The sequence below is a fragment of the Pseudomonas sp. CHM02 genome (assembly GCF_000612585.1).
In the GTDB taxonomy this organism is placed as follows: Bacteria; Pseudomonadota; Gammaproteobacteria; order Pseudomonadales; family Pseudomonadaceae; genus Aquipseudomonas.
Map to the genome: position 1 here is coordinate 23216 of NZ_JFCA01000042.1, position 11503 is coordinate 34718.

An 11503-nucleotide genomic window follows, 5' to 3' on the forward strand; every position below is an offset into this window, starting at 1 on the left:
AACCGCTTAGCGGAACGGCGGCTCGTCGAAACTGCGCAGTTTGCGCGAGTGCAGCGAGTTGAGTTCGGTGCGCAGCAAATCCACCGCCTCGATGCCGATCTTCAAGTGCTGACTGACCGCACGCTCATAGAATGCGTTGGCCGAACCGGGCAGCTTGATCTCACTGTGCAGTGGCTTATCCGACACACACAGCAAAGTGCCGTACGGCACCCGCAAGCGATAACCCTGGGCGGCGATGGTGCCGCTTTCCATGTCCACGGCCACGGCGCGGGACAGGTTGATCAACGGGCGTTCCTGGGCCCAGCGCAGTTCCCAGTTGCGATCGTCGTAGGTCAGCACGGTGCCGGTACGCAGGCGTTTTTTCAGCTCTTCGCCTTTTTCGCCGGTGACGTTGGCCGCCGCCTGCTGTAGCGCAAGCTGCACTTCGGCCAAGGCCGGGATCGGGATGTTCGGCGGCACTACGCGGTCGAGAATCCCGTCGCGGCGCATATAGGCGTGGGCCAGTACGTAATCGCCGATGGTCTGGGATTGGCGCAGGCCGCCGCAGTGGCCGATCATCAGCCAGCAATGTGGACGCAGCACCGCCAGGTGGTCGGTGATGTTCTTGGCGTTGGACGGGCCGACGCCGATGTTCACCAGGGTCACGCCGTGGCCATCAGTGGCCTGTAGGTGGTAGGCCGGCATCTGGTAACGGTGCCACACCACGCCTGCGGCAATCGCCGACGCTTCGCCGTGATCCATGCTCTTGTCGATCACCACGTTGCCCGGCAGCACCATGCGGATAAAACGCGGGTCGCTGCGCAGTTGCTCCAGGCCATGCAAGATGAACTGGTCGACATAACGGTGGTAGTTGGTCAGCAGGATCCACGGCTGCACATGGCGCCAGTCACTGCCGGTGTAATGCACCAGGCGGCGCAGGGAAAAGTCCACGCGCGCCGCATCGAACAGGGCCAGGGGCAGCGGGTCGGTGTTTTCCCAATCGTAGAGGCCATCGGCGATACCGTCGGTGGCCGCCGACAGGTCGGTGCTGGGGAACACACGGGCCAGGGTCGCGGCGGTCACACCGGAGCCGGCCAGTTCATCGCCCTGCTCCACCACGTACGGGTACGGGATGTTCTGCTGGCTGACGCCGACTTCCACCGTCACGGTGAAGTCGTGCATCAGCGGCACCAATTGCTCCAGCAGGTATTTACGGAACGCCGCAGGATGGGTGACGGTAACGCTGTACGTCCCCGGCAACTGGACCTTGGCATACGCCCGGGTGGTCTGTGGGACTTCGCCATGGCAGTGGTAGGTCAGGCGCAGTTCCGGGTAGCGAAACAGCGCACGTTGTTCGGCGTCGGGTTCGACGCGGTCTTTGAGGTATTGCTTGAGGGCTTGATTGAGCGCACCAGTGGCACGTTCATGCAGGGCCGCCAGCCGATCCACGGCTTCTTCGGCGGTTTGAACGACAACAAAAGCTTCGGTCACGGTAAGCATCCTGTGTTCTGACTTGCAGGCCTTTATCTTGCCTGTATCCCCGTCAGACGCAAACTTTGAATGCAATCAACAAGGTGTGGACCTGGCGACAATCGCCGCCACGTCCACGCCACGCGGCAGGGTGCCATACACTCGACCGGACGATTCGCCCAAGCGACTGGCGATAAACCCATCACTGACCGCGGCATTCCCCGCCTCCAGCAACAGCTTGGCCTGCAACGCCACGGCAATGTCTTCGGTGAGCTGTCGCGCACGGTACTGGATGTCCTGGGTGTCCATGAACGCCGACTTCAATTGCTCGATATGCCGCGCCAGCAGCCGGTCGCCATGCCCATCGCCGAGTTCGACAAACAGTGCCTCCAGCACTCCCGGTTCCTTGGACAACGCCCGCAGCACATCCAGGCACTGCACGTTGCCGGAACCTTCCCACGTCGAGTTCACCGGTGCCTCTCGGTACAGGCGCGGCAGGATGCTGTCCTCGACGTACCCGGCACCGCCCATGCACTCGGCGGCTTCGTTGATCATCGCCGGGGCGCGCTTGCAGATCCAATATTTACCTACCGCCGTCACCAGCCGAGCGAACTTGGCTTCCTGTTCATCCCCCAAATGATCCAGCGCCCGGCCCATGCGCAGGCTCAGGGCCAGTGCGGATTCACTTTCCAGCGCCAGGTCAGCCAGCACGTTTTGCATCAGCGGCTGCTCGCTGAGTACGCGGCCGCCTACTGAACGATGGGCACAATGATGGCTGGCCTGGGTCAGCGCCTGACGCATCAGGGCGCTGGAGCCGACCATGCAATCGAAGCGGGTCATGGCGACCATCTCGATGATGGTCGGCACGCCACGGCCCTCTTCGCCGATCATCCAGGCCAGGGCACCGCGGAACTCCACTTCGCTGGAAGCGTTGGAGCAGTTGCCGAGTTTGTTTTTCAAGCGCTGGATGTAGAACTCGTTGCGCGTGTCGTCCGGACGGTGCCTTGGCAGCAGGAAACAGGTGAGGCCCTTGTCGGTCTGCGCCAGGGTGAGGAACGCATCGCACATCGGCGCCGAGCAGAACCATTTGTGGCCGACCAGCTCATACGCCTGGCCCGGGCCGCCCGCGCCGACAGGGTAAGCACGGGTGGTGTTGGCACGCACGTCGGTGCCGCCCTGCTTCTCGGTCATGGCCATGCCGATCGTAGCGCCGGCCTTGTGGGCGATGCCGACGTTGCGTGGGTCGTATTGGGTGTTGAGGATTTTCGGCAGCCAGGTGTCAGCCAGGTCAGGCTGCAAACGCAGGGCGGGCACGCAGGCGAAGGTCATGGTCAGCGGGCAACCGGTGCCGGCTTCGGCCTGGCTGTGCAGGTAAGTCATGGCAGCGCGGGCCACATGGGCACCGGACTGCGGATGCGCCCAAGGCAACGATGGCAAGCCGTGCTCGACGGCGGCGCGCATCAGTTCGTGGTAAGCCGGGTGAAACTCCACCAGGTCGATGCGGTGGCCATAACGGTCATGGCTGCTGAACACCGGCTTGTTCTGGTTCGCCAGGAACCCGGCGTCCATCAACGGCCCGCCGGCCAGCGCACCGTAGGCATCGATGCGCGCCTGCGCCCAGCCGGCACCAAAGCGGCGCGACCATTCCTGCAGGGGCAGGTCGATACGATACAGGTTGGTGCCGTCCAGGGACGGCGGCTGGTTGGTGACGTCGTGGGTTTCGGCAAACTGATGCAGGTTCATGACGGGCCTCCTGGAAAAAGGCCCATGTCGATCAGCTCCTACCGGGATGTGCAAATCGATTGAGGCCGGTTTTTTCAGTTAAGCACTGCCACGACGCTTAAAAAAGTGGCATACCCGCCGATTGTCCGGCGCTTTTGCCCTCTAACGGACACAGCAACCGACGCTCCAACACCCCTTGCAATGCCTCGAAACGCACAGGCTTGGCCAGGCGCTCAGAAATCCCGACGCCATGGCAACGCTCGCGCTCCGACACATTCAGCGACGTACTCAAGGCGATCACGGGCAGCTCGCCGCAGCCAGGCAGCGCACGGATCTGGCAGCACAACGAGAAACCACCTTCGGGAATATCCAACAGTACCGCGTCGAAATGCCCGTTTTGCAAGGCCGCCAAGGCGTTCGCGCCAGTGTCCACGGTTTTCACCCGGTAACCGAGCTTGAGCAGCATGCCACGTACCACCAACTGGCCGACGCTGTTGTCATCCACCAACAGCACCGAACACTCCTGAGGCGCACGTTGCCTGTCCGGTGCTGGCTTGGACTCAGGCGGGACCGGGCTGACTTCCACTTCCAGCTGGAAGCGGCTGCCCTTGCGCGGCTCGGAATGGTGGGTGAGGCGCCCACCCAGCAGCTCGATCAGTTGCCGGCAGATCGCCAGTCCGATACCCAGGCCGCCGTACTCGCGCGTCATGGAGCCATCCAGCTGGAAGAAACGCTGATACAGGGTGGCCTCGTCCAGGAAAGCAAAACCGATACCGGTGTCGGTCACGATAAAGCTCAGGCGCAAGCCTCCGTCACTGTGGGGCACGCCGACCACACGCAGGCGAACCGAGCCTTCGTGGGTGAACTTGAAGGCGTTATCCAGCAGGCAATCGAGGCACTGCAGCAGTTTGTCGGCGTCGCCCACCATGCGGTCCGGCAGCTCGTCCGCCACATCAATGGAGAACGCCAGGCCTTTGCTCTGAGCGCTGGCGCTGAACTGCTGGCGCAAGGTGTCGAGCGTACCGCGCAGGCTGAACACCTGGGGCTGGGCACTCAGGCGTCCGGCCTGCAACTCGGTGAGGGTAAGGATGCCGTTGACCATGCGCATCATGTCCCGCGCCGAACCGGCGGCGGTTTGCTGGTACTGCGCCAGATCCGCGTCCAGGGGCACGGTTTGCATCAATTCGAGAGAGCCGATCACGCCGTTCATGGGCGTGCGCAGTTCGTGGGTCAGGGTGGCGAGGAATTCATCCTTGAGGCGATTGCTGCGGGCCAACTGCTGGTTGAGCACTTCGAGCTTCTGGCTGGCATCGAACAGGATCTGCGCCTGTTGCTCGCGCATGGAATTGATGCGGTCGGCCAGGGCCAGGGACAACAGCGCCACTTCAATCGCCGAACCGATCTGGCTGGCGTACATGGTCAGGAACACATTGGGCAGGTAACCCAGCACCATCAGCGTATTCACCACCCCGCCAAGCAGGAACGCCGACCAGGCGATGATGAAATAGCGCGCCACCCGCTGCCCGCAATACCACGCCTTGATGGCAGCCACAAAGATGGTCACGGTAAACACCAGCGCCAAGCCAGTGGCCAGGCGCAGCGCCAGGGCGTAGCTGGTCATCAGCGACAACAGCATCACCACGCCACCACCCGCCACCAGCGTCAGCAGCAAGCGGTTGATCCAGCGACTGTGCTGGGCCGTGTGCAAGAAGCTGCGCGCAAACAGGCTGCCGAACAGCGCCGCCGAACCGATCAGGAACGGCGTCGCGGCATTCGCCCACCATGGGTTGTTCGGCCAGAAGTATTCCACCGCCGCGCCATTCACCGAGAGCTGGTACATGCCGAACGAGGCGATATAAAAAATGTAATAGAGGTAGCTGGTGTCGCGCACGCTGAGGTAGATAAACAGGTTGTAGACCAGCATCCCCAGCAACACGCCGTAGATCAGGCCCAACACATACAGGCGCAGCGGCTGTTGCTCCAGGTAGGCGGTGCTGGACCAGAGCGTCAATGGCGCCTGGATCGAGCCTTCGCTTTGCAGGCGCAGGTAGACGGTTTTTGCCTCGCCCGGCGTGAAGTCGACCTTGAACAGGTAGTTGTTCTGGCGGATCTCGCGGGCGGAAAACGGCAACGCGTCCCCCGTGCGCCCGGCCAGCCGGTAGGTGCCAGTGCTGTCAGGCAGGTACAGGTCAAGATGGTCGAGCGGCGGGTACGCCAGCTCCAGCAACCAGGTGCGTTGCGCTTCAGGGTCCCGGGGCAGGTAATGCAAATTGACCTTGAGCCAGAACACCGAGCGCGAGTAGCCGGCATTCAGGGTGTCTTTATCGTGGGGCTTGAACTGTGAGGTGGCGGAAGGCGCACTGACATCAGCGATCGTGAGGGCATCGGTCGGGTCTTCGAGCACTTGCATGGCTCGGCCCAGCGGCAGGCTTCGCGTGTCCTGGTTGAACTCGATGGCGCTGGCGAGCATCGGCAGCCCGCACAACAATAAAATCAGCAAATAGCGCATAGAGCCCCAGCGTGGCCTGTCCGGTTATGTCAAAAAGCCCCCCATTCCTTTTGAGAAGACGTACACCGGCAATACAGTTAGTAGTTTGGATCCACTCTAGCATAGCCATTAAAGGCTATTGGACACCATTGAAATAATTTTTTGAAAGGCTCTAGAACAGGCGTTACAGAAGGTTTTAACGGCCAGCAGCGCGCCAAAAAAGTGTCACATTGCGGGCAAAATTCAACCATCGCCAGACAGCCCCGCCAAAAGCGTTTGGTGGTAAGCTCGCGCACCATGAATATCTACAGCTCTCGCCCCGTTGTCCTCTGTCTCTCCGGCCATGATCCCAGTGGTGGCGCCGGCTTGCAGGCAGATATCGAAGCCCTGCTCGCCCAGGGTTGCCATGCGGCTCCGGCCGTCACCGCCCTGACCGTGCAGAACACGGTCAATGTCAGCGATTTCCGCGTGCTCGACCGCGAGTGGGTACTGGCCCAGGCCAATGCCGTACTCGGCGATTCCGAAGTGGCCGCGGTCAAGCTGGGCATGCTCGGCTCAACCGCGATGGTCGACACCGTGGTCGAACTGCTGCAGGCGCACCCGCACCTACCGGTGGTGTGCGACCCGGTGCTGCGTGCCGGCGGTGGTGGCAGCCTGGGCAAGGACGAAGTCGGTTACGCGATGCGTGAGCGGCTACTGCCGTTGTCGCTGATCGCCACGCCGAACCTGCCCGAAGCGCGCATTCTTGCCGAACTGCCCGAAGGCACCGCGGACGAATGCGCCGAGAAGCTGCTGCCCTATATCAAGCACCTGCTGATCACCGGCGGTCATGGCGACGAGCACGAAGTGCACAACCGCCTCTACAGCCGCGACGGCACGCGCCAGACCTTTACCTGCCAGCGCCTGCCCGGCAGCTATCACGGTTCAGGTTGCACGCTGGCAAGCGCACTGACTGGCCGGATCGCCCAGGGCGAAGGACTGGTCAGCGCCGTGCAATCGGCACTCAACTACACTTGGCGCACCCTGCGTGACGCCGAACAACTCGGTCGGGGCCAGTTTGTACCGCGCCGTCTGCCGCTGGATTTCTGCTCTTAAAAGCAAGAGGCCTGCCTGATGAAACTACGTGGCCTGTATGCCATTACCGACAGCCAACTGTTGGCCGGCAAGTTCCTCGCCTACGTCGAAGCGGCGTTGGACGGTGGCGTGACTCTGCTGCAGTACCGCGACAAAAGCAGCGACGAAGCCCGGCGCTTGCGTGAGGCCGAGAAGTTGCATGAGCTGTGCTCGCGCTACAAGACCCAACTGATCATCAACGACGACGCCGAGTTGGCCGCACGCCTGGGCGTCGGCGTGCACCTGGGCCAGACCGACGGCCCGCTGACCCCAGCCCGTGCGTTGCTCGGCTCCAAGGCGATCATCGGCGCCACCTGCCACAGCCAGATCGAACTGGCCGAGCAGGCCGCCAAGGAAGGCGCGAGCTATGTCGCCTTCGGCCGCTTCTTCAATTCCAACACCAAGCCCGGCGCCCCGGCCGCCACCGTCGAGATGCTGGCCCAGGCCCGTGCGCGCCTGCAGTTGCCCATCTGCGTGATCGGCGGCATCACCCTGGAGAACGCCGAACCCCTGGTGGCCCACGGTGCCGACCTGCTGGCGGTGGTGCACGGCCTGTTTGGCGCCGACAGCACCCAGGAAGTCACGCGCCGCGCTCGCGCGTTCAACGATCTGCTTAAAACTTCAGTTTAGAGAGCCCTCTCATGTCCCGTTCCGAAACGCTGTTTGCCAATGCCCAGAAACACATCCCCGGCGGTGTGAACTCCCCCGTGCGTGCGTTCAAGAGCGTGGGCGGCACGCCGTTGTTCTTCAAGCATGCCGAAGGCGCCTACGTCACCGACGAAGATGACAAGCGCTACGTGGACTACGTCGGCTCCTGGGGCCCGATGATCCTCGGCCACAGCCACCCGGACGTGCTGGACGCGGTGCGCAAGCAGCTGGAACACGGCTTGTCCTACGGCGCGCCGACCGCCATGGAAACCGAAATGGCGGACCTGGTGTGCAGCATCGTGCCGTCGATGGAAATGGTGCGCATGGTCAGCTCCGGCACCGAAGCCACCATGAGCGCGATCCGCCTGGCCCGTGGCTTTACCGGCCGTGACAGCATCATCAAGTTCGAAGGCTGCTACCACGGCCATTCCGACAGCCTGCTGGTCAAGGCCGGCTCCGGCGCGCTGACCCAGGGCGTGCCGAGCTCGGCCGGCGTGCCTGCCGCGTTTGCCAAACACACCTTGACCCTGCCGTTCAACGACATCGCCGCCGTCGAGCAGATGCTCAGCGAAGTCGGCCAGGACGTGGCGTGCATCATCGTTGAGCCGGTGGCCGGCAACATGAACTGCGTACCGCCGGCGCCGGGCTTCCTTGAAGGCCTGCGCGAGCAGTGCGACAAGCATGGCGTGGTGCTGATTTTCGACGAAGTGATGACCGGTTTCCGTGTAGCCCTTGGCGGCGCCCAGGCGCACTACGGCGTCACGCCAGACCTGAGCACCTTCGGCAAGATCATCGGCGGCGGCATGCCGGTGGGCTGCTTCGGTGGCAAGCGCGAAATCATGCAACACATCGCGCCGCTGGGCCCGGTGTACCAGGCTGGCACCTTGTCGGGCAACCCGTTGGCCATGGCCGCCGGCCTGACAACCCTGCGCCTGATCAGCCGCCCGGGCTTCCACGCCGAGCTGACCGACTACACCACGCGCCTGCTCGACGGCCTGCAACAGCGCGCCGATGCCGCCGGTATCCCGTTCGTTACCACCCAGGCGGGCGGCATGTTCGGCCTGTATTTCAGCGGCGCCGACGATATTGTCACCTTTGACGACGTGATGGGCAGCGATGCTGGCCTGTTCAAGCGCTTCTTCCACCTGATGCTGGAAGGCGGCGTTTACCTGGCGCCGAGCGCTTTCGAAGCCGGCTTCACCTCGATCGCCCATGGCGATGCCGAGCTGAAACTGACCCTCGACGCCGCCGAACGCGCCTTTGCTGCATTGAAATAATTGGCCGCAAAAATCAGGCACCGCGCAAACGGTGTCTGATTTGCTACTTTGCTTACAGAGATTTCCGAGTTTTTTAGAGAAATCACCTGCAATCCGGCGGATAACTTGCCCAAGCAGCAGAAAAACGAGTAAAGACTTTGTAAGCAGAGGCCTGCTTATTTCATAATGCGCGCTTATTGGATCCCCCGAGGGTCCGCGTGCCCCGTCAGAGGTAAGTCGATTCCCATGAAACGCACCGGCCGCACCCTGGTTCTGGGCTGCCTGTTGCTCCTTCAGCCGCTGCTGGCACATGCACAAGCAGGCGGCAACTCGTTGTTAATCCCAGCGATGGGTCGTTGCACCCTCAATACCCAGCCAGACAGCCAGGCCGAAGCCCTGAGCGCGTGCCAGAAGCAGGCCGACGGTGGAGATGCGCAGGCGCAATACGAGTTGGGCGAGTACTTCCACGACAGCAAAAACCCCGCCCGCGACCTCAACAAGGCCTTGAGCTACTTCGAGAAAGCCTCGTTGCAGGGCCACGCCCAGGCGCAATTCGAACTGGGCAACATGTTCTTCAAAGGCGAAGGCGTGCCGGCCAACAACGTCCAGGCGTACATCGTGTTGAAAATGGCCGCGGTCAACGGCGCCGAAGACGCGCTGGACACCGCCGACGAAGTCGCCGAGCACATGCAGCGCGATGAGCTGGAAGTGGCGACCCAGGTGCTGGGCCAGATTTTCCGCAACTACCTGCAGGAATTGCAGAGTGCCGATGGGCGTTCGCCCTTCTCACCCCTGCCCTGAATTCATCTAGTCCCTTCTATCGCTATCGCAGGCAAGCCAGCTCCCACACTCGACCGAGTTCCCGCGTAGGAATGCGCTCAACTGTGGGAGCTGGCTTGCCTGCGATGGGCGCGACGCGGTCTGAAGCCCTACTTCTCAGGCATCGGCATCGGAAACGGCATCACATTGCTGGTGCCCCGTGCCTCGCTGATCTTCGGCGTGCCCAGGCGCTCGACTTCATCGATGCGCACAATCGAATGCATCGGCACAAAACTGCGCACCACGCCTTCGAACTGAGCCTTGAGCTTCTCTTCGCCCGGGTCGACGACCAACTGGGTGCGCTCGCCAAAGACGAACTCTTCCACCTCCAGGAAGCCCCACAGATCGCTCTGATAGATCTGCTTGGCGTACATTTCGAACACCTGGCCCTGGTTGAGGAAAATCACCTTGTAGATTGGAGCTTCACGTTTGGTCATGGTGGGCGAACAACACATCGGGGATATAAAAGAGGGCGCGAACTATAGCATGGCACCCGATGCACAACGCTAGGAACCAATGGGCATGCCCCCTATAATGCGCGGTTCTTTACCACCAGTTGACGATTCCCATGGCCAAGAAGCTTTACATCGAAACCCACGGTTGCCAGATGAACGAGTACGACAGCTCGCGCATGGTCGATCTGCTGGGCGAACACCAGGCCCTGGAAGTCACCGCCCGCGCCGAAGATGCCGACGTGATCCTGCTCAATACCTGCTCGATCCGCGAGCGGGCCCAGGACCGTGTGTACTCGCAGCTGGGCCGCTGGCGCGAATTGAAACTGGCCAACCCGGACATGGTGATCGCCGTCGGCGGTTGCGTGGCCAGCCAGGAAGGCGCCGCTATCCGCGACCGCGCGCCCTATGTCGACGTGGTTTTCGGCCCGCAGACCCTGCATCGCCTGCCGGAGATGATCGACGCCGCACGTTTCACCAAGCTGCCGCAGGTCGACGTGTCGTTCCCGGAGATCGAAAAATTCGACCACTTGCCCGAGCCACGTATCGATGGGCCGAGCGCCTACGTGTCGGTCATGGAAGGTTGCAGCAAGTACTGTACATTCTGCGTGGTGCCCTACACACGCGGTGAAGAAGTCAGCCGGCCTTTTGACGATGTGTTGTCGGAAATCATCCACCTGGCCGAAAACGGCGTACGGGAAGTCACCCTGCTGGGCCAGAACGTCAATGGCTATCGCGGCCTGACCCACGACGGCCGCCTGGCCGATCTGGCGGAGCTGATCCGCGTGGTGGCTGCGGTGGACGGTATCGAGCGTATCCGCTACACCACCTCGCACCCGTTGGAGTTCTCCGACAGCCTGATCCAGGCCCACGCGCAAGTGCCGGAACTGGTCAAGCACCTGCACTTGCCGGTGCAATCGGGCTCGGACCGCATCCTGGCAGCCATGAAGCGCAACCACACCGCCCTGGAATACAAATCCAAACTGCGCAAGTTGCGCGCAGCGGTGCCGGGCATCTGCATCAGCTCGGACTTCATCGTCGGCTTCCCCGGTGAAACCGAGAAAGACTTCCAGCAGACCATGAAGCTGATCGAAGACGTCGGTTTCGACTTCTCCTACTCGTTCGTCTACAGCCAGCGCCCCGGTACCCCGGCGGCCGATCTGGCGGATGACACCCCGGAAGCGCTGAAAAAAGAGCGTCTCAACGCCCTGCAACACCGGTTGAACCAGCAAGGTTTCGAGATCAGCCGACAAATGGTCGGCTCGACCCAGCGTATCCTGGTCACCGACTACTCGAAAAAAGATCCAGGCGAATTGCAAGGCCGTACCGAGAACAACCGAATCGTAAACTTCCGTTGCGATAATCCGACCTTGATCGGCCAGTTTGCCGATGTGCACATCGATGCAGCGCAACCGCACTCGTTGCGCGGGTCGCTGGTTCAGTAACCCACCAATATTTCTGGCTGATAGAGATCAAAATGTGGGAGCGGGCTTGCTCGCGAAGGCGGTGGATCAGTTGATACATGTATTAGCTGACCCACCGCCTTCGCGAGCAAG

9 protein-coding genes are annotated in these 11503 nt (G+C 62.0%); 5 read left to right on the plus strand and 4 right to left on the minus strand.

Annotated features, from left to right (window positions below; all coding sequences use genetic code 11):
- Positions 1 to 6 precede the first annotated feature (6 nt).
- The 3 genes from amn to BM70_RS0123065 form a co-directional block, all read right to left on the minus strand.
- Positions 7 to 1479, minus strand: coding sequence for an AMP nucleosidase (gene amn, locus BM70_RS0123055; protein ID WP_161630243.1), 1473 nt, complete (start codon positions 1477 to 1479; stop codon positions 7 to 9).
- A 66-nt stretch (positions 1480 to 1545) separates the two neighbouring features.
- On the minus strand, positions 1546 to 3192 hold the full coding sequence (locus BM70_RS0123060; RefSeq protein ID WP_025858223.1) for an acyl-CoA dehydrogenase family protein: 1647 nt from the start codon (positions 3190 to 3192) through the stop codon (positions 1546 to 1548).
- Between the two features lie 97 nt (positions 3193 to 3289).
- Positions 3290 to 5680, minus strand: coding sequence for a hybrid sensor histidine kinase/response regulator (locus BM70_RS0123065; protein WP_025858224.1), 2391 nt, complete (start codon positions 5678 to 5680; stop codon positions 3290 to 3292).
- A 276-nt stretch (positions 5681 to 5956) separates the two neighbouring features.
- Between BM70_RS0123065 and BM70_RS0123070 the strand changes: the two genes are divergently transcribed.
- The 4 genes from BM70_RS0123070 (at position 5957) to BM70_RS0123085 (ending at position 9477) form a co-directional block, all read left to right on the plus strand.
- Positions 5957 to 6754 (plus strand): hydroxymethylpyrimidine/phosphomethylpyrimidine kinase, encoded by a 798-nt coding sequence (locus BM70_RS0123070; RefSeq protein WP_025858225.1) that lies wholly within the window; start codon positions 5957 to 5959, stop codon positions 6752 to 6754.
- An 18-nt stretch (positions 6755 to 6772) separates the two neighbouring features.
- Positions 6773 to 7402: a thiamine phosphate synthase gene (gene thiE / locus BM70_RS0123075; protein ID WP_025858226.1), complete on the plus strand. Its 630-nt coding sequence runs from the start codon at positions 6773 to 6775 to the stop codon at positions 7400 to 7402.
- Positions 7403 to 7413: 11 nt separating this feature from the next.
- The gene (gene hemL / locus BM70_RS0123080) at positions 7414 to 8697 is read left to right on the plus strand and encodes a glutamate-1-semialdehyde 2,1-aminomutase (protein WP_025858227.1); all 1284 of its coding nucleotides are present in this window, start codon (positions 7414 to 7416) and stop codon (positions 8695 to 8697) included.
- Positions 8698 to 8922: 225 nt separating this feature from the next.
- Positions 8923 to 9477, plus strand: a complete 555-nt coding sequence (locus BM70_RS0123085) for a tetratricopeptide repeat protein (protein WP_010206766.1) — start codon at positions 8923 to 8925, stop codon at positions 9475 to 9477.
- Between the two features lie 128 nt (positions 9478 to 9605).
- Here BM70_RS0123085 and BM70_RS0123090 read toward each other — a convergent pair whose 3' ends face one another.
- Positions 9606 to 9932, minus strand: a complete 327-nt coding sequence (locus tag BM70_RS0123090) for a DUF1820 family protein (protein ID WP_003194436.1) — start codon at positions 9930 to 9932, stop codon at positions 9606 to 9608.
- Positions 9933 to 10063: 131 nt separating this feature from the next.
- Here BM70_RS0123090 and miaB point away from each other — a divergent pair, with 131 nt between their 5' ends.
- Entirely contained in the window at positions 10064 to 11392 is a 1329-nt protein-coding gene (miaB, locus tag BM70_RS0123095) for a tRNA (N6-isopentenyl adenosine(37)-C2)-methylthiotransferase MiaB (protein WP_025858228.1), read from the plus strand.
- Positions 11393 to 11503: the final 111 nt, after the last annotated feature.

Bases quoted from the DNA above. Each gene is read 5' to 3' on its own strand.
- BM70_RS0123085 (WP_010206766.1), top strand. From the start codon at position 8,923: ATGAAACGCACCGGCCGCACCCTGGTTCTGGGCTGCCTGTTGCTCCTT.
- thiE (WP_025858226.1), top strand. From the start codon at position 6,773: ATGAAACTACGTGGCCTGTATGCCATTACCGACAGCCAACTGTTGGCC.
- miaB (WP_025858228.1), top strand. From the start codon at position 10,064: ATGGCCAAGAAGCTTTACATCGAAACCCACGGTTGCCAGATGAACGAG.
- amn (WP_161630243.1), bottom strand. From the start codon at position 1,479: ATGCTTACCGTGACCGAAGCTTTTGTTGTCGTTCAAACCGCCGAAGAA.
- BM70_RS0123070 (WP_025858225.1), top strand. From the start codon at position 5,957: ATGAATATCTACAGCTCTCGCCCCGTTGTCCTCTGTCTCTCCGGCCAT.
- BM70_RS0123065 (WP_025858224.1), bottom strand. From the start codon at position 5,680: ATGCGCTATTTGCTGATTTTATTGTTGTGCGGGCTGCCGATGCTCGCC.
- BM70_RS0123060 (WP_025858223.1), bottom strand. From the start codon at position 3,192: ATGAACCTGCATCAGTTTGCCGAAACCCACGACGTCACCAACCAGCCG.
- hemL (WP_025858227.1), top strand. From the start codon at position 7,414: ATGTCCCGTTCCGAAACGCTGTTTGCCAATGCCCAGAAACACATCCCC.
- BM70_RS0123090 (WP_003194436.1), bottom strand. From the start codon at position 9,932: ATGACCAAACGTGAAGCTCCAATCTACAAGGTGATTTTCCTCAACCAG.